We start from the raw sequence: 16472 nt of genomic DNA on the forward strand, positions 1-16472 counted from the left end.
TCTGCCCGGGGGCCAGTTGGAACACCCCGTCGTCGAGAAACAACAGGCCGATCGGCAAGTCGAAGGCGCCGCCTGCCAGTACGATGTCCAGGGCTGCACTACGTGATCACCAAGGGCCAGCTCAAGGCCGAAAACAAGGTGGTGGTCGAGCAGCTGGAACTGGGGGAAAAGGTCGACAGTCCGGATGCCGTGAGCCTGCCATTGAAGCTGGCCGTCGCCCTGCTCAAGGACGTCGACGGCAAGATCTCCATCGAACTGCCGGTGACCGGCGACCTCAACAATCCGCAATTCAGCGTCATGCCGATCATCTGGCAGACCCTGCGCAACCTGATCGTGAAAGCGGCCGCGGCCCCGTTCAAGCTGATCGGCGGGCTGGTCGCGGGTAGCGGCGCGGAAGACCTGGGCAGCGTCTCGTTCGCCCCGGGCTCCAGCGAGCTGAACCCGGACGCGGAAGCAGCGCTGGTCAAGCTGTCCAGCGCGCTCAAGGAGCGTCCGACCCTGCGCCTGGAGATCGAAGGCACCGCCGCGCAAAGCAGCGATGGCCCGCTGATCGCCGAGCAACGCCTGGAGCGGGAATACCAGTACAACTACTACAAGATGCTCCAGCGCCGCGGCGAAAAAGTGCCGGCCCAGGCGTCGTTGCTGCAAGTGCCGGAAGGCGAGAAAGGCCCGCTGCTCGAAGGCATCTATCGCACCCGCCTCAAGGCCCAGCCACCGGCCGAATGGAAGGACCTGGGCAAGGAAGAACGCACCGCGAAAATGCGCGAAGGCGTGATCAAGTTCTGGAGCGACAGCGATGTCTTGCTGCGCCAGCTGGGCCAGGAACGGGCCAGCAGCATCAAGGACTTCCTGGTGGATAAAGGCCAGTTGGCCGACGACCGGGTGTACTTCATCGACGCCAACCTCGGCCAGGCCGAAAGCGATGGCCGGGTCGTCACCCCGATGCATCTGGACGCCGAGTAAGCCCCCCTGCCTGCCGACCCGGAAACGGGTCGGTTTTCCCCGCCCACAATGAAACAGGCCCCAGCACAACGTGCCGGGGCCTGTTTCGTTTTTGCAACGTGGCTACGTCCTGGTGGCCGTTCGCATGAACCTTCAAGGAGGCGGCAGAGCTGACTCCCCCACCGCGCCTTATCCCTGTCCGGGCAAGATGCTTGGGCTTATTGGGTTTTCAGGCCGTCAGCCGAGACTGCCGTCACGCCCTTGATCTTCTTGGTGATGCTGACTGCGGTCTCTTTCTGCGACGCAGTCAGAGCAACGGTGGAAGAAAGAGAAACCACACCCTTGTTGGTTTCGACCTTGATGTCGGTACCCGGAATACCTTTTTCGGTAACGAGATCCGCTTTGACTTTGGTGGTGATCCAGGTGTCGGAAGTGGCCTCCTTGGCCTTGGTCACTTCACCCGCCGCGAGCACCATTGGCGCCTGAGTAGTTTGAGCGGCCTGGACAAATGCGACGTTAGCCATGGTCAGGGTCAGAGCGGTAGCAGTTGCAGCAGCGATAGCGAGCTTCTTCATACGAGTAACTCCTGTTCTTCTGGAAAGCCTGCTCCAGATCCCGGCAGCAGGGGTATTAGGTAGATTGCAGGCGTTATGCCAAGTTCAGAAAATCAATAAATCCCTTTAATATCAATCAGTTAGAAAAAACCCAGAATTCCACGACCATGCAAAATGCATGACTGCCGAATAATCCGCATGCAAGTTGCCTGTGCACGATCAGCTAACCACCTGAATTCTCGACACTTTCCCCAAAGTCTGACGCCTGGCCGGTATTCAACTGCCGCTGGCGCTGCAACCTTTGGGGGAGTAATCCGCAGGGACAGTGGTGGTGCATACCCAGCCATCGGCGTTGGTGCGGGTCAGGGTGAGGGTCTTGTTCAGCACCGGCGCCGGCGCATTGAGGATAGTGCAGCCAATCGCTCCGGAGCCGGTCGAGGCGGAGCCCGCAGCGGTCATGGTGCAATTCGAGGTCGCCGCCTTGCCCCCCACCAGCTCCAGGGTCGGATCGCCGCCCTGGTTCAGCACGTCCTCGAAGTTGACCTTCAGCGCCGACGTCTCGGCCAAGGCCGCGGTGACCTTGGCCCGCGCCTGATACTTGGAATACAGCGGCATGGCAAAGGTGGCCAGGATGCCGATGATCGCCACGACGACCAGCAATTCGATCAAGGTGAAACCTTTCTGATACTTCATCTCTCTGCTCCAGGCAGTGGATATCTGAGGGTCCGGACACTCGCCCACACAGCCATAGCACGGCCTGTGCCAGCGCCCGCGCCCCAGTGTTTACGGGGGTCGGCGACGCCGGGCCCAGGGCGGTGAGCGCCAGAAGTCGCACTATCTGACACTTTTTGTCAGCCAAGTGCCCGCGGCAGGCCACCATGGCCAACTACGCTGTCCATCAACCCGCGCGGACCCCGTCCAAGGAACGTATCGGGCCATTCAAACTCTATGGACCGGCCGCCGCGCACGTGCAGCGACCCATTCGATAGCGCACGGGGCACTGCCGGCCCCGAGGACATCCACCATCACCCGGGGCTCAACAGCATGGCGGTCAAAGCAGCAAAGATGAGTGTCTACCTGTGGGAAGGCACCGACCGGCAAGGCAGCAAACTGCGCGGCGAATTGAGCGGCCATACCCCCTCGCTGGTCCGGGCACAGCTGCGCAAGCAAGGCATCAGCCCGGCCCGGGTCAGGAAAAAGCCCCCTGCGCTGTTCCAGCGAGCGCCCGCCATCAAGGCCCGGGACATCAGCCTGTTCACCCGGCAGCTGGCGACCCTGATCAAGGCGGGTGTACCGCTGCTGCAAGCGTTCGACATCATTGCCGAGGGCTTCGATAACCCGAACATGGGCAAGCTGATGGCCGAGCTGAAACAGGACATCGCCGCTGGCAGCAGTCTCACCAGCGCCTTGCGCAAGAGGCCGCGGCATTTCGACGAGCTGTATTGCAACCTGGTGGAGGCCGGGGAACAGGCCGGCGCCCTGGAAACCCTGCTGGAGCGGGTGGCGACCTACCAGGAAAAAAGCGCCAACCTCAAGACCCGCATCCGCAAGGCCATGACCTACCCGCTGGCGGTGATCTGCGTGGCCCTGGTGGTCACCGGCATCCTGCTGGTCAAGGTGGTGCCGCAATTCCAGTCGATGTTCGCAGGCTTCGGCGCGCAGCTGCCGGTGTTTACCCAACTGGTGATCGCCCTCTCGGCATTCGTGCAGCAGTGGGGGTGGCTGCTGGCGGGCGGCCTGCTGGCCGGAGTGTTCGGCGTGCGCCAGGCCCACAGGCGCTCGCCGCGCTTTCGCCAGTGGCTGGACGTGGGCCTGCTGAAACTGCCGCTGGTGGCGCCGCTGCTGTACAAGTCCGCGGTGGCCCGCTACGCCCGCACCCTGTCCACCACCTTCGCCGCCGGAGTCCCGCTGGTGGAAGCCCTGGGCTCGGTGGCCGGGGCCACCGGCAACCAGGTGTTCAAACAGGCGGTGCAGCGGATCCGGCAGGATGTGGCGACCGGCATGCAGCTGCATTTCTCCATGCGTGCCTGCGGCATCTTCCCCGGTATGGCCATCCAGATGACCGCCATCGGCGAAGAGTCCGGGGCCCTGGACGCCATGCTGGAAAAGGTCGCGATCCACTACGAGGAAGAGGTCGATACCCTGGTCGATACGCTCAGCAGTCTCATGGAGCCCGTGATCATGGTAGTTTTGGGCACCCTGGTCGGCGGCCTGGTGGTCGCCATGTACTTACCCATCTTCCAACTCGGCACAGCGATCTGAACATGTCATTGAGTGAAGTCCTGGCCAGTTCCCCACTGGTCTTCGTGTTATCGACGCTGGTCCTGGGCCTGATTGTCGGCAGCTTCCTCAACGTGCTGATCTGGCGCCTGCCGAAGATGCTCGAACAGGACTGGAGCATCCAGGCCCGCGACATCCTGGGGCTGCCCGCCGAACCCGCCGGGCCGACCTACAACCTGCTGCTCCCCCACTCCCAGTGCCCGCACTGCGGGCACTCGATCCGCCCCTGGGAAAACATCCCGCTGCTCAGCTACCTGCTGCTACGCGGGCGCTGTTCCGCCTGCAAGACCGCGATCGGCCGGCGCTACCCGCTGGTGGAGCTGGCCTGTGGCCTGGTCTCGGCCCTGGTGGCCTGGCATTTCGGCTTTGGCTGGCAGGCCGGGCTGGTGCTGTTCCTGAGCTGGGGCCTGTTGGCGATGAGCCTGATCGATGCCGATCACCAGCTGTTGCCGGACGTGCTGGTGCTGCCCCTGTTGTGGCTGGGCCTGATCGTCAATGCCTTCGAGCTGTTCGTCAGCCTGCACGATGCGCTGTGGGGCGCGGTGGCCGGCTACCTGTGCCTGTGGTCGGTGTACTGGCTGTTCAAGCTGCTGACCGGCAAGGAAGGCATCGGTCACGGCGATTTCAAGCTGCTGGCGATGCTCGGCGCCTGGGGCGGCTGGCAGATTCTGCCGCTGACCCTGGTGCTGGCCTCACTGACAGGCGCCCTGATGGGGGTCGTCATGCTGCGCCGGCAGCGGGCGCAGATGTCCACGCCTATCCCTTTCGGTCCCTTTCTGGCCATCGCCGGCTGGATTGCCTTGCTCTGGGGTGGTCAAATAACCGACCACTATTTGCAGTTTGTCGGTTTCAGATGACCAAACCTGTTCTCAAACCATGGATTCTCGGCCTTACCGGCGGTATCGGCAGTGGCAAAAGCGCCGCGGCCCAACGCTTCATCGATCTGGGCATTCATGTCGTGGATGCCGATCACGCGGCCCGCTGGGTGGTCGAACCCGGCCGCCCGGCCCTGGCGCGGATTGCCGAGCATTTCGGCGACAGCGTGTTGCAGGCCGACGGCCAACTGGATCGCGCCGCGCTGCGCCAGTTGATCTTCGAGGTACCGCAACAACGCCTCTGGCTGGAAGCCCTGCTGCATCCTTTGATTGCCGAGGAAATCACCGCCCATCTGGCGCGCGCCGAATCGCCCTACGCGATCCTGGTGTCACCGCTGCTGATCGAGTCCGGGCAGTACGCGATGACCCAGCGAATCCTGGTGATCGACGTGCCGCAGCCACTGCAGATCGAGCGGACCTTGCAGCGCGACGGCATCAGCGAACAGCAGGTCCAGGCGATTCTCAAGGCCCAGGCGACCCGCGAAGACCGCCTGGGCCATGCCAACGATGTGCTGGTCAACGACCGCGACCTCGCCTGGCTGCACAGCGAGGTCGAGCGCCTGCATCACTTTTACCTTACCTTGCGTGGAGGCCAGTCATGAGCCAACCCCTGACCGTGGAATGTCCAACCTGCGGTGCGCCCGTGGAATGGACCACGAGCAACGTCAACCGTCCCTTCTGCTCGGACCGCTGCAAACTGATCGACCTCGGCGCCTGGGCGGCCGAAGAGCACAAGATTCCGGTCGGCCCGGATGCTGAAGACGAGCTGTTCTCCGACGACCTGCCGCCTCGCGCCCACTGAGCCTTACGGCCGCATGAACGCGTAATCCTGCGTGTCGTCGAGGTTCTCCGCGAGAAACTGCAACTCGTCGGCCAGATCCTCGGCGCTGCGCACCCGCCGGCTTTCCTGCACCACCGCGCTGAGCAGGGCGCGCAGGCTCAAGCCCGGCTCGAAGCCCTCCTCCTGCGCGGCGTTCAGGCTGTCGCGAACTTCCTGCCGTGCCCATTCATACACACTCATGCCCATGCTCCCGAACGGTTTTGCGGAGCATGGAACCGCGCCTGCCGAGAGTGTTTGACCTGGATCAAGAACGCGGATCGTCGTCCTTCCAGGGCGCCGACAGGTAGCGGGTACGGTTGAAGGTTTCCAGCCACTCGGGGCAGAACACCACCAGGGCGCTGATCACCATGCCATTGATGAAGGCCTCGGGAAAGATGATCAGCCACAGGTAGCCGATGAAATCTTCCAGCCATTCCGGCATGGCAAAACGTTCGTCGAACCACAGCAGGCCCAGGCCGACCAGCAGGCACAACAAGGCCGACAGGGCGGCGGCAAAAAAGCCGGAACAGAAGATATACACAAAAGGGTTACGCGGCTGCGCACGCTCCACCAGGATCGCGCAGCCTTCGGTGACCAGCACCGGCAGCAGGATCAGCAAGGCCCCGTTGATCCCGAGCGCCGCCAGATCCTGGCGCCCCAGCGCCACCAGCCCCAGCTGGGCGATCAGCCCGCCGACGATCGCCAGCGGCCAATCCAGCAATAGAGTCACCGCCGTCATGCCGATGAAGTGATAGGACACGCCGGTATCGAAATCCCGGCGCACCAGCCACAGCATGAACAGCGCGAACACCGTGCCGAACAGCAGATGCTGGCGCCGGCTGTCGCTGAACAGCTCGACCCAGGGCGCTCGCCAGGCCGCCCAGAGCACCACGGGCACATAGATCAGCCAGCCGGCGCCAAGGGTGACCGGCGACAGCAGCGCCGCGCTGATCATGGCTGCGCCTGCTCCAGCGCGGCGCGCAGCTCAGCGGCGCTGCCGTATTCCCGCCGGGCGACCAACCGGCCCTCGTCGAGCTGCAGCCACAGGACTTTATCCACAGCCCCGGCGTAGCGCGGCGCCACCCGGCCGTCACGGTCGAGCATGACCCGATAGCCGTAGTCCCGCATCGCCGGCACCGCGAACATCCGGGCGATCAACGCCGGCATGCGCTGGATGTCCGCGACGAACACCGTATGCCGGGCCTCCAGATACCCCGCGGGACGATCCTGCAAGGCCGCGCTCACCAGTTTGGCGCCGTCCATGCTGCGCGCCACCAGCAGCGTCCGCGCCTGCCCATCGAGGCTATAGGCCCGGTCGAACTGATCGAGCAGGGTCCAGGGCGCCAGGCGCTCGCCCACTTCAAGCGCCTGCGCCAGCAACGGCAGGAACCCCAGCAACAGCATTGCCCAATACCTCACAGCGTCTCCCCTTCCTTCGGTTGATCGACAGCGCCCAGTCTACACCGCCAGGTCGGGACACCCGAGGTTGCACCCGCCAGGACCGCCGAGCGAGCCAACTTCATGACGCACCCCAGGTTCTCCGTTCGTCTTGAAGCACACAAACCGTCAAAATTCCGATGCATAATGCAACATCACTGAGCAACAGCAAGAATTAGTCAAATACTTGACCATAGAAACACTTAAATAGTATCTTTTCGCCACCATTAGGCGACAAAAAACAGACTCTTTTTTAGTAACCCTCATTTTTCAACCCTGCCTCTGAAGCGGATTCACCTTTGACAGGGCTGGGTTTTACCTGGCAGCGACGGGACTCGATGCTCAAGAAATCGATTGATAGTAGGTTTCTGACCCGAACAGGATTCATGGAACTCTTTATCGCCGGGGTCAAGCTGACGCATGCCCTCTCAGCAGCTTTGCCCGGCATCCTGCTGTTCCCGAGCGCCGAGTCGGCCAGCACGGACCTGTGGCCTACGGTGCTCGGCCTGCTGCTGTTCTTTGCCGTGATCACCGTCATCCTGTTCCAGGCTCAAGGGGTGTACTCCGAAGAATTCTTCAGCAATCGCCTGCGCTTTCGCACGATGCTGGTGGCCTGGACCTCGGCCTTCTGCATCTTGCTGGTCATGTATCAGGGGCTGCACCTGTTGCCGGTCTTCAGCCTGCCCGACCTGTTCCTCTGGTTCTTCGCCAGCCTCGTGCTGTTCGGCATCGAGCGCCTGTTGCTGCTGCGCCTGTTCCATTCGTGGATGGCCCACGGCAAATACCTGCAACGCACGGTGATCCTCGGCTTCAGCGAAAGCGCGCTGTTCCTCGCCGAACACATGCAGCGCCACGGCGATATCCGCTCCGGGCTGATCGGTTTCATTGACGACCGCAGCGACCGCGTGCCCGCGGAATTCTGCGACCTGCCCTTCCTCGGCAATACCCGGAACCTGGAAACGTTGATCCGCGACGAACAGGTCAACCAGGTGCTGATCGCCCTGCCCTGGGCCGCGCACGCGCGCATCGAAGAGTTCGTGCGGCGGCTGCGCCAGCTGTCGGTGAATGTCGCCCTGGTCCCCGATCTCACCACCCTGCGCTTCGGCCACAACCGCATGACCGACGTCGGCGGCATCCTGATGTTCAACACCTCGGAACTGCCGCTGCGCGGCTGGTCGCCGTTGATCAAGCGCTGCGAAGACATCGTGCTCGCCCTGCTGGGCCTGGTCCTGCTGTCCCCCGTGCTACTGGCCACCGCGGTGGCGGTGAAGCTCGACTCCCGGGGCCCGGTACTGTTCCGGCAGAAGCGCTACGGCTACAACGACCGGCTGATCCGCGTGTTCAAGTTCCGCTCGATGTTCGTCGAGCAGGCGGACCTCAACGCCGAGCAGCAGACCACCCGGGAAGACCCGCGGATCACCCGGGTCGGGCGCTTCATTCGCAAAACCAGCATCGATGAGCTGCCCCAGCTGTTCAATGTGCTGCTGGGCAACATGTCGATTGTCGGGCCGCGCCCCCACGCTACCGCCACCAAGGCGGCGGGGGTGCCCTTCGAACAGGCGGTGCGCGAATACAGCTCGCGCCATCGGGTCAAGCCCGGCATCACCGGCTGGGCGCAGATCAATGGCTACCGCGGCGAAACCGACACCCTGCAAAAAATCCAGAAACGCGTGGAATACGACCTCGACTACATCTCCAAGTGGTCGGTCTGGCTGGATCTGTACATCGTTTTCATGACGGTCCCGGCCGTTCTCTCGACGAAGGAAGTCTACTGATGAGCGCATGCACTGGATTGGTCCCCTGCATAATTTCCGGTGGCTCCGGCTCGCGCCTGTGGCCCGTCTCGCGGCAGAACATGCCCAAGCCATTCATCCGCATGCGCGACGACCAGAGCCTGCTGCAAAAGACCTTTATCCGCGCCAGCAGCCTGCCGGACGTCGGCTGCGTGGTCACGGTGACCAACCGCGATCTGCTGTTCCGTTCGCTGGACGAATACCGCAACGTCAATCAGGGCAACCTGGGGCTCGACCTGCTGCTCGAACCGTTCGGGCGCAATACCGCCGTGGCCATCGCCGTGGCGGCCCTGCATGTGCGCGAGCATTGGGGCGACGCGGCGCAGTTGCTGATCCTGCCGGCCGACCACTTGATCCTCGACCAGCAGGCCTTCGCCGCAGCCGTGGGCAAGGCCCGCGACCTGGCCAAAGAGGGTTATCTGGTGACCTTCGGCATCCAGCCCGACAAGCCCGAGACCGGCTTTGGTTACATCGAACAGGGCCCGGCGCTGCAGCAGGGTTTCCAGGTCGCGCGCTTCGTCGAAAAACCCGACCTGGCCACCGCCCAGGCCTACCTCGATGGCGGCAAGCACCTGTGGAATGCAGGCATGTTCTGCTTCCGCGCCGACAGCCTGCTGGAAGAGCTGGCGCTGCATGCCCCCGAGGTACTGAACGCTGCCCGGGCCTGCCTGGAACAGGGCTCGAGCCTGGACAACCAGCACTGCCGCCAGCGCGAACTCGACGCCGGCAGCCTGGCCAAGGCCCCGGACGTGTCGATCGACGTCGCCCTGATGGAGCGCTCCGCTCGGGTCGCCGTGGTGCCCTGCGATATCGGCTGGAGCGACATCGGTTCCTGGGACGCGCTGCGCCAGCTCACCCCGAGCGACGCCGCCGGCAATCAGGTCAACGGCCAGGCTGTGCTGCATGACGTGAGCAACTGTTATATCGACTCGCCCAAGCGAGTCCTGGGCGCCGTGGGCGTCAGCGACCTGATCATCGTCGACACCCCGGACGCGCTGCTGGTGGCCAACGCCACGCGGACCCAGGACGTGCGCCATATCGTCACCGAGCTCAAGCGCCTGGGGCACAGCGCCTACAGCCTGCACCGTACGGTGACCCGGCCCTGGGGCACCTACACCGTGCTGGAGGAAAGCAGCCGCTTCAAGATCAAGCGGATCATGGTCAAGCCCAGGGAATCACTGTCGCTGCAGATGCACCATCACCGCAGCGAGCACTGGATCGTGGTCAGCGGCGCGGCCCTGATCACCAATGGCGACCGGGAAATCCTGCTCAACAGCAACGAATCCACCTACATCCCCGCCGGCCATAAGCACCGCCTGAGCAACCCGGGGATCATCGACCTGGTGATGATCGAGGTGCAAAGCGGCGAGTACCTGGGCGAAGACGACATCGTGCGCTTCGAGGACGTCTACGGCCGCGCCCCGGCGCAGGTAAAACCATGATGAAGGTGGCGCTGATCATTCCCGCCCGCAACGCCGGGCCGCACCTGGACCGGCTGCTGCCGGCGCTGGCCGCGCAGACGCTGCAACCGGACACCGTACTGGTGGTCGACAGCAGCTCGACGGACGACACCGTCAGTCGCTTCCGCCAGTTCGGCGCGCGGGTGGAGATCATCGCCGCCCGCGATTTCAACCACGGCGGCACCCGGCGCTGGGCCAGCGAGCAAGTAGATGCCGAGGCCCTGATCCTGCTGACCCAGGATGCGATCCCGGCCACCCCCGAGACCTTCGCCAACCTGATCCGCGAGCTGCAGGAAGATCCCCGGATCGGCCTCGCCTACGGTCGCCAGTTGCCCCACCCCGGCGCCGGGCTCCTCGAAGCGCAGTCGCGCCACTTCAACTACGGCGCCCGGAGCCGCAGCAAAAGCCTGGCCGACGCCGCCGAACTGGGGATCAAGACCTGCTTCAGCTCGGACTCGTTCGCCGTCTACCGGCGCAGCGCCCTGCAAGCGGTGGACGGCTTTCCCGAGGACGTCATCGGCAGCGAGGACGCCCATGTCGCGGCGCGCCTGCTGCTCGATGGCTACCTGGTGCGCTACGCCGCCAGCGCCTGCGTGCAGCATTCGCACCACTACACCCTGTTGCAGGAGTTCCGGCGCTATTTCGATATCGGCGTCTTTTATGGTCGCGAGCCCTGGATCCGCGAGGCCTTCGGCACCGCCGGCGGCGAAGGCAAGCGTTATGTCCAGGCCGAGCTGCGTGCCTTGCGTGACGCCGGCCAGTTGCAACGCGTGCCCGAAGTGCTGCTGCGCAGTGCCCTGAAGCTGCTGGGCTATCGCCTCGGCCACGCCGAACAGCACCTGCCGACACCGCTCAAGCGCCGCTTGAGCATGTTTTCAAACTACTGGACCTGAGCCGTCAATGATGCCCCTTAACCGACGTTCCCGGCTTTGTCTGTCGAGCCTCCTGGCCGCCACCCTGTGGCTGGGCGGTTGCTCGACGCCCGCCCATATCGCCCTGCCCGACAGCGACACCCTCAAGGCCCGCCACGCGGCGGCCCTGACCCTGGCCGACCTGCCACCGGCCCAGGTGCTGATCCAGAGCGGCGACACCCTGCGCATCGTGCGCGATGCCCAGGAACCGGCGAGCTCCGACGACATGACGCTGTTCGTGGTGCGCCCCGATGGTTTCATCTCGATGCCCGGCATCGGCCGGATCAAGGCTGCGCTGCTGACCCCGGAAGACCTGGGCAAGGCCATCACCGGGCGCTACCAGCGCATCTACCGCGAACCCGAAGTGACGGTGAACATCGCCATTGCCCCGAGCAACCGGGTGTTCATCGGCGGCGCGGTGGCCAACCCGTCGTTCTTCAACCTGGCCGGCACCGTGTCGGTGGAACAGGCCGTGCTCAGCTCCGGCGGCGTACTGCCCTCGGCCGACAGCTCCAACATCGCCCTGCTCCGGGCCGGCGCCGACGGCAAGTACAAGATGTACTTCGTCGACCTCGCCAGCATGCTCAGCAACCCCGAACACCCCCTGGTCGCGCTGCAGCGCGGCGACCTGATCTACGTGCCGCAATCGAAGATCGGCAGCACGGTGGAGGCGGTGGACATGTACTTCACCAAGCTGTTCCCGATCAACAAGGGCATCGGGGTCGGCTTCAACTACGACCTGAACCAGCAGGACGTGAAAAACAGCGGCAACACCATCAACAACTTCACCAGCAGTTCCACCGGCACCGGGACGGGACAGTAGACAGGATCGATTCGTTTGATCGGCCTCCACCAGCCATGGCTTCACGTACTTTCAACGGAGTGATCCTGTGATCGAAATACGCTCTCTGCGCGACCTGTTGCGTCTGTTCTTCATTTTCCGCCGCGAGTTCAAGCTGGCGGTCGTCACCACCATCGTGGTCGCGGTGCTGGGCGCCTTCCTGCTGCCGACGCGCTACGAGTCCGACGCACGCCTGCTGGTCAAGCCCGGCCGCGACAACACCACGGTGCCGATCGAAGCCGGCAACCGCCAGACGCTGATCGCGCCGAGCACCCAGCACGACCCGATCGTCGACGAGGAAAAGATGCTCACCGGCCGGCCGATCGTGCACAAGGTCGCCGAGCGCTACCTGGAACTGAGCGCGGCCGCCGAGCCCCAGGGCTTCTGGAAGACCCTCAAGTTCTACGCCAAGCAAGCCATGGGCACGGCCATCGATGCCCTGCGCGGTCTGCTGCAACTGGTCGGCCTGTCGGAGCCGCAGAGCCCCCTGGACCGCCTGGCCAGCCGTCTGGAAAAGAACTTCCAGGCCAGCCACGAACCGGGCTCGTCGGTGATCGACATCAGCTTTACCTGGGACGACCCGGAAGTCGCCCAGCAAGTGGTGAAGATCTGGGTCGACGCCTACCTCGAAGAACGGGCCCGGGTGCTCGGGCGCAAGAGCCTGTATGCCTTCTACGAGAGCGAGGGCAACAAGGTGGCGGCGCAGATCCTCAGCCTCAAGGAACAGTTGCAGGGCCGCCTGAAGCAGATCGACTCGATCAGCGTCACCGCGCGCCTGGAAAACCTCACCAGCCAGATCGACCGCCTGACCGACGCCCGGGTCGACGCGCAGAACCAGCTGTCGGGGATCGGCAGCTTCCTGGTCAACGCCCGCCAGCAGATCCAGGGCCAGCCCGGCGAAGTGGTGACCAGCCGCGAGACCAGCCTCAACCCGACCCAGCTCGACCTCAAGCGCCAGCTCAATACCCTGCAGGTGGAGCGCGCGCGCCTGCTGCGCACCTATTTGCCCGAGGCACCGGCGGTCCAGCAGATCGAGCAGAACATCCGCGACCTGCAGGCCCTCAGCGAGCAGGAGGCGACCCGCCTGGAACGCTCGAAGAACACCGCGCCCAACAGCCTGGTGATCAACGTCAAGCAGCAGGTCATCGATGCCCAGCTGCAACAGCGCAAGCTCACCGGGCAGATCGAGGACTACGATAAGACCCTCGCCGCGCTGCGCACCGAGCGCGACCGGGTGCTGAGCGACGAGCCCGAGCTCAACCGCCTGACCCAGCAACTGCGCACCGCGGAAAAGAGCTACGCGCTGTACTCGGAAAACCTCGAACAGGCGCGCATCGACCATGCGCTCGACAGCAGCCAGATCAGCAATATCGCGATCATCGAGCATGCCACCTTCAACCCGTCGCGGGTCTTCCCCAAGAGCCTGCTGATCCTGTTGTTCGCAATTCCCGCGGGGGTCGCCGTGGGGCTGCTGACGATCTACGTCTGCTACCTGCTGGACCAACGCATCCACGACGGCGCGCGCCTGCCGGAACTGTTCCAGGCGCCGCTGTGGGGCAGCGTGCCGGACCTCGAGGACGCCACGCCCGAGGCCATGACCGCGAGCCTCTACCGGCTCTACAGCCTGTTGCCCCTGGACCGCATCGAGAGCCAGGGCCTGACCCTGAGCCTGACCTCGGCGCGCCAGGGCGAAGGCGTGAGCTTCATCCTCGAACGCCTGCGCCGGCTGCTGGAGGAGCGCGGCCATCGCGTCCGCCTCGACGCCGATGCAGCGGCCCAGCCCGGCGAAGTCCTGCTGCTGGATGCCTCACCCCTGCTGTCGAACCCGGAGGCCTTCCTGACCCTGCGCCGCGCCGACCTGATCGCCCTGGTGATCGAGGCCCGGACCAGCACCGTGCCGATGATCGAAAATGCCCTGTCGCTGCTCACCACCGCCTTCGGCAAGGTCGACGGCCTGATCCTCAACCGGCGTCGCTTCGAAGTGCCGGCCAAGGTGCTGGAGCGGATCAACAGCTGGCGTGGAGCAGCCTGATGCGTATCGCCCTGTTGGCCCCGTTGCCGCCGGAACAGACCGGTATCGCCGATTACGCCGCGCACTTCAGCCAGGCGCTGCACAGTCTGGGTATCGAGGTGGTGACGCCACTGGCCGGCTGTCACGACCCGGTGCAGCAGCTGGAGCGCCTGCGTGCCTTCGACTGGAGCGGCATCGACCTGGTGCACGCCGAACTGGGTGGCGGGCGCTTCGGTGAATTCCAGGCACTCGACTACCTGAGCACCGCGCAGCCGCAGATCCCCCGCACCGCCACCGTGCATGACCCGGAACGCCTGATCTGGCGCCGGGCCCGGCTGTTCTGGCCGCTGACCCTGCTGGAACGCCTGCCCCGCCCGCTGCCGCAAGCGGCGACGCTGCTCGCCGATCCGCTGACGCTGCACGAAGAGCGACGCCTGGCCCGCGGCATGCGCCGGCTGATTACCCTGACCCGGCTGGGCGCCGACTGCCTGCGCCAGCGCATGGGCCTGCCAGCGCGCCGGGTGGCGGTGATCGCCCACGGCAACCTGCCGATCGCGCCGGCCGAACTGCCGCCGCTGGCCCCGTTGCGCCTGCTGTACTTCGGCTTCATCTACCGCGGCAAGGGCATCGAGGACCTGATCGAAGCCCTGGCCCGCACCCTGGCGGCCCACCCGCAATGCCGCAGCCAGGTGCGCCTGACCCTGGCCGGCGGCACCGCGCCGGAAATGACCTTCGACCCGGCCGGCAACTACCTCGACGGCCTGCGCCAGCGCATCCGCGACCTGCACCTGGAGGACCTGGTGGACTGGCGGCTGGACCTGCCGTCCGCCGCAATCGCCAACACCATCCAGGCCCACCACGTGATGGTGCTGCCGTACCGGGAATCGAAAAAGCTCGCCTGGCTCGGCCAGATGCGCGGCACCAGCGGCGCTCTGTCCTGGGCCAATGCCTGCGGGCGCGGGGTCGTCACCTCCAACGCCCGGGCCTTTGCCGAAGAGGTCGCCGGCGGCAACGGCGTGACCTATGAGCAAGGCGATGTCCAAGCCCTGAGCGAACACCTGAGCCGCCTGGTACTGGAGCCCGAGCTGGCCCGCCAGTGGGCCGCCCGGGCCAGTGCCGTGGGGCAACAACGCGAGTGGAGCGTCACCGCGCGCCGTTTCGCCGAACTGTTCAATGACGTGTGCAAGGAGCGGTCGCCATGAAGACCCCACTGCCTCTGCCACTGCGCTCGCTGTGGCGCGGCCTGCCGCTGCTGGCCGCACTGGCGCTCGGCGCCGGGCTGACCCTCGGCGGGCCGGTCGCCGCCGCGCCGGTCAACCTGGCCCCCGAGCGCACCCTGGCGTGGAAGGACTACCTGGGCGTCAACGCGCACTTCCTGTGGTTCACCCCGGAGCAATACCGCAAGCAGATCGCCGCCTATAAACAGCTCGGCCTGCAATGGGTGCGGGTCGACCTGCACTGGGACCGGCTCGAACCCACCGAAGAGGGTTACCAGCTCAGCACCCTCGACGAACTGGACCGGACCCTGACCGACTCGAAACTCAAGTCGCTGTTCTACCTGGTGGGCTCGGCGCCCTTCATCACCCTGGCCCCCAAGGGCGCGCCCTATCAGGACCAGTACCCGCCGCGCGATCCCGAGGTCTACGCCAGGCGCATGGCCATGCTCGCCCAGCGCTACCCGGACATCGATGCCTGGCAGGTCTGGAACGAACAGAACCTGCCGAACAACTGGCGTCCGCAGGTCGACGCCAAGGGCTACGGCGAACTGTTGCGGGTCACCCACCAGGCGCTGAACCAGGTGGCGCCGGACAAGATCCAGGTCATGGGCGGCATGGCCTACTACAGCCAGATGCCGGGCCAGCGCAGCGCGCTGATGTTCGAGAAGCTCGGCGAGCTGGGCGTGCAGAGCCTGGGCATGGTCGCCGCCTACCACCCCTATTCGGAACTCCCGGAAAGCGACGAGCCGGGCAAGAACGAAGTGCTGCTGCGCGGCAAGCAGCTCAACGACATGCTGCATGGCGCCGGGGTGAAAAGGGTCTGGGCCACGGAGTGGGGCTGGTCGAGCTATGCCGGGCCCAAGGAGATGCAGCGGCTGATCGGGGTCGACGGCCAGGCCGACTACACCCTGCGCCGCCTGGCGCTGATGAGCGATCAGGACTACGAGCGGATCTTTCTGTTCGCCCTGTCCGATCTCGACTCCCGCGCCTCGCCCCGCGACCAGCATTACGGCCTGCTGGACCTTAACGGCGAACCCAAGCCGGTGTACCGGGCGCTGGCGCGCTTCCTCGACATCACCGGCCCGCGCCTCACGCCCGGCCGGACCCCGGAGCTTACGAACCTGCCCGACAGCTTCTACAGCGTGTCCTGGACCCGCGACGACGGTAAGCGCCTGCTGCTGTTCTGGAGCGCCAAGGGCGGCATCATCCGCCTGCCCCAGGTGCAGCAGGCCGAGCTCTACGATCCGCTCACCGGAGCCCGCGCCAGCCTGAATGCCGCGGACGGCATCCAGCCGACGGTGAAGTCGTCCCTGCAGATTCTCGTGTGGTGA

The 16472-nt window shown here is 65.0% G+C and carries 16 protein-coding genes and 2 pseudogenes; 12 read left to right on the forward strand and 6 right to left on the reverse strand.

From position 1 onward, the window contains the following. A pseudogene (locus tag ACQKQA_RS20745) lies at window positions 1-106 on the reverse strand (sulfurtransferase complex subunit TusC); the annotation flags it as partial. On the opposite strand from ACQKQA_RS20745, the pseudogene ACQKQA_RS20750 reads away from it, so the two are divergent. Further along, window positions 94-963, forward strand: a pseudogene (locus tag ACQKQA_RS20750) (DUF748 domain-containing protein); the annotation flags it as partial. The pseudogenes ACQKQA_RS20745 and ACQKQA_RS20750 overlap by 13 nt on opposite strands. Before the next feature lie 197 nt (window positions 964-1160). Here ACQKQA_RS20750 and ACQKQA_RS20755 read toward each other — a convergent pair. Next, window positions 1161-1517, reverse strand: a complete 357-nt coding sequence (locus ACQKQA_RS20755) for a BON domain-containing protein (RefSeq protein ID WP_427561705.1) — start codon at window positions 1515-1517, stop codon at window positions 1161-1163. A 255-nt stretch (window positions 1518-1772) separates the two neighbouring features. After that, window positions 1773-2189: a pilin gene (locus ACQKQA_RS20760; protein ID WP_427561707.1), complete on the reverse strand. Its 417-nt coding sequence runs from the start codon at window positions 2187-2189 to the stop codon at window positions 1773-1775. Between the two features lie 351 nt (window positions 2190-2540). Between ACQKQA_RS20760 and ACQKQA_RS20765 the strand changes: the two genes are divergently transcribed. Genes ACQKQA_RS20765 through yacG form a run of 4 tightly spaced genes read left to right on the forward strand, consistent with a single transcriptional unit; the run spans window position 2541 to window position 5453 of the window. Next, window positions 2541-3758, forward strand: a complete 1218-nt coding sequence (locus ACQKQA_RS20765) for a type II secretion system F family protein (RefSeq protein ID WP_427561710.1) — start codon at window positions 2541-2543, stop codon at window positions 3756-3758. Between the two features lie 2 nt (window positions 3759-3760). After that, on the forward strand, window positions 3761-4633 hold the full coding sequence (locus ACQKQA_RS20770; protein ID WP_427561713.1) for a prepilin peptidase: 873 nt from the start codon (window positions 3761-3763) through the stop codon (window positions 4631-4633). Continuing rightward, entirely contained in the window at window positions 4630-5253 is a 624-nt protein-coding gene (gene coaE, locus ACQKQA_RS20775; RefSeq protein ID WP_427561716.1) for a dephospho-CoA kinase, read from the forward strand. Before ACQKQA_RS20770 ends, coaE begins: the two co-directional genes overlap by 4 nt. Further along, window positions 5250-5453 carry a DNA gyrase inhibitor YacG gene (gene yacG, locus ACQKQA_RS20780; protein WP_427561719.1) on the forward strand — a complete coding sequence of 68 codons (204 nt, stop codon included), beginning with the start codon at window positions 5250-5252 and terminating at the stop codon, window positions 5451-5453. Before coaE ends, yacG begins: the two co-directional genes overlap by 4 nt. 3 nt (window positions 5454-5456) lie before the next feature. Here yacG and ACQKQA_RS20785 read toward each other — a convergent pair whose 3' ends face one another. The 3 genes from ACQKQA_RS20785 to ACQKQA_RS20795 all read right to left on the reverse strand — a co-directional run bounded on the left by ACQKQA_RS20785 (window position 5457) and on the right by ACQKQA_RS20795 (window position 6890). Further along, complete coding sequence (locus ACQKQA_RS20785) at window positions 5457-5672, reverse strand: hypothetical protein (protein WP_427561721.1); 216 nt, start codon at window positions 5670-5672, stop codon at window positions 5457-5459. 64 nt (window positions 5673-5736) lie between these two features. After that, complete coding sequence (locus ACQKQA_RS20790) at window positions 5737-6426, reverse strand: energy-coupling factor ABC transporter permease (RefSeq protein ID WP_427561724.1); 690 nt, start codon at window positions 6424-6426, stop codon at window positions 5737-5739. After that, window positions 6423-6890, reverse strand: coding sequence for an FAD/FMN-containing dehydrogenase (locus tag ACQKQA_RS20795; RefSeq protein ID WP_427561727.1), 468 nt, complete (start codon window positions 6888-6890; stop codon window positions 6423-6425). The genes ACQKQA_RS20790 and ACQKQA_RS20795 overlap by 4 nt, the downstream gene beginning before the upstream one ends. A gap of 356 nt (window positions 6891-7246) precedes the next feature. On the opposite strand from ACQKQA_RS20795, the gene ACQKQA_RS20800 reads away from it, so the two are divergent. The 7 genes from ACQKQA_RS20800 to ACQKQA_RS20830 all read left to right on the forward strand — a co-directional run bounded on the left by ACQKQA_RS20800 (window position 7247) and on the right by ACQKQA_RS20830 (window position 16472). Continuing rightward, on the forward strand, window positions 7247-8683 hold the full coding sequence (locus ACQKQA_RS20800; RefSeq protein WP_427561730.1) for an undecaprenyl-phosphate glucose phosphotransferase: 1437 nt from the start codon (window positions 7247-7249) through the stop codon (window positions 8681-8683). Then, window positions 8683-10143: a mannose-1-phosphate guanylyltransferase/mannose-6-phosphate isomerase gene (locus tag ACQKQA_RS20805; protein ID WP_427561733.1), complete on the forward strand. Its 1461-nt coding sequence runs from the start codon at window positions 8683-8685 to the stop codon at window positions 10141-10143. Before ACQKQA_RS20800 ends, ACQKQA_RS20805 begins: the two co-directional genes overlap by 1 nt. Next, window positions 10143-11054 carry a glycosyltransferase family 2 protein gene (locus ACQKQA_RS20810; RefSeq protein ID WP_427561786.1) on the forward strand — a complete coding sequence of 304 codons (912 nt, stop codon included), beginning with the start codon at window positions 10143-10145 and terminating at the stop codon, window positions 11052-11054. Before ACQKQA_RS20805 ends, ACQKQA_RS20810 begins: the two co-directional genes overlap by 1 nt. A gap of 7 nt (window positions 11055-11061) precedes the next feature. After that, the gene (locus ACQKQA_RS20815; RefSeq protein WP_427561735.1) at window positions 11062-11895 is read left to right on the forward strand and encodes a polysaccharide biosynthesis/export family protein; all 834 of its coding nucleotides are present in this window, start codon (window positions 11062-11064) and stop codon (window positions 11893-11895) included. A gap of 67 nt (window positions 11896-11962) precedes the next feature. Continuing rightward, window positions 11963-13945, forward strand: coding sequence for an exopolysaccharide transport family protein (locus ACQKQA_RS20820; protein WP_427561738.1), 1983 nt, complete (start codon window positions 11963-11965; stop codon window positions 13943-13945). Next, window positions 13945-15126 (forward strand): glycosyltransferase, encoded by a 1182-nt coding sequence (locus ACQKQA_RS20825; RefSeq protein WP_427561741.1) that lies wholly within the window; start codon window positions 13945-13947, stop codon window positions 15124-15126. Before ACQKQA_RS20820 ends, ACQKQA_RS20825 begins: the two co-directional genes overlap by 1 nt. Beyond that, complete coding sequence (locus ACQKQA_RS20830; RefSeq protein ID WP_427561743.1) at window positions 15123-16472, forward strand: beta-xylosidase; 1350 nt, start codon at window positions 15123-15125, stop codon at window positions 16470-16472. The genes ACQKQA_RS20825 and ACQKQA_RS20830 overlap by 4 nt, the downstream gene beginning before the upstream one ends.

Origin of the sequence: Pseudomonas sp. NPDC089530, assembly GCF_050280705.1 — a bacterium.
GTDB lineage: Bacteria > Pseudomonadota > Gammaproteobacteria > Pseudomonadales > Pseudomonadaceae > Aquipseudomonas.

Excerpts from the sequence above, each read along its gene's own strand:
- ACQKQA_RS20815 (WP_427561735.1), top strand. The coding sequence starts at position 11,062 with ATGATGCCCCTTAACCGACGTTCCCGGCTTTGTCTGTCGAGCCTCCTG.
- ACQKQA_RS20825 (WP_427561741.1), top strand. The coding sequence starts at position 13,945 with ATGCGTATCGCCCTGTTGGCCCCGTTGCCGCCGGAACAGACCGGTATC.
- ACQKQA_RS20830 (WP_427561743.1), top strand. The coding sequence starts at position 15,123 with ATGAAGACCCCACTGCCTCTGCCACTGCGCTCGCTGTGGCGCGGCCTG.
- ACQKQA_RS20765 (WP_427561710.1), top strand. The coding sequence starts at position 2,541 with ATGGCGGTCAAAGCAGCAAAGATGAGTGTCTACCTGTGGGAAGGCACC.
- ACQKQA_RS20805 (WP_427561733.1), top strand. The coding sequence starts at position 8,683 with ATGAGCGCATGCACTGGATTGGTCCCCTGCATAATTTCCGGTGGCTCC.
- ACQKQA_RS20790 (WP_427561724.1), bottom strand. The coding sequence starts at position 6,426 with ATGATCAGCGCGGCGCTGCTGTCGCCGGTCACCCTTGGCGCCGGCTGG.
- ACQKQA_RS20770 (WP_427561713.1), top strand. The coding sequence starts at position 3,761 with ATGTCATTGAGTGAAGTCCTGGCCAGTTCCCCACTGGTCTTCGTGTTA.
- ACQKQA_RS20810 (WP_427561786.1), top strand. The coding sequence starts at position 10,143 with ATGAAGGTGGCGCTGATCATTCCCGCCCGCAACGCCGGGCCGCACCTG.
- ACQKQA_RS20755 (WP_427561705.1), bottom strand. The coding sequence starts at position 1,517 with ATGAAGAAGCTCGCTATCGCTGCTGCAACTGCTACCGCTCTGACCCTG.
- coaE (WP_427561716.1), top strand. The coding sequence starts at position 4,630 with ATGACCAAACCTGTTCTCAAACCATGGATTCTCGGCCTTACCGGCGGT.
- ACQKQA_RS20785 (WP_427561721.1), bottom strand. The coding sequence starts at position 5,672 with ATGAGTGTGTATGAATGGGCACGGCAGGAAGTTCGCGACAGCCTGAAC.
- yacG (WP_427561719.1), top strand. The coding sequence starts at position 5,250 with ATGAGCCAACCCCTGACCGTGGAATGTCCAACCTGCGGTGCGCCCGTG.
- ACQKQA_RS20800 (WP_427561730.1), top strand. The coding sequence starts at position 7,247 with ATGCTCAAGAAATCGATTGATAGTAGGTTTCTGACCCGAACAGGATTC.
- ACQKQA_RS20760 (WP_427561707.1), bottom strand. The coding sequence starts at position 2,189 with ATGAAGTATCAGAAAGGTTTCACCTTGATCGAATTGCTGGTCGTCGTG.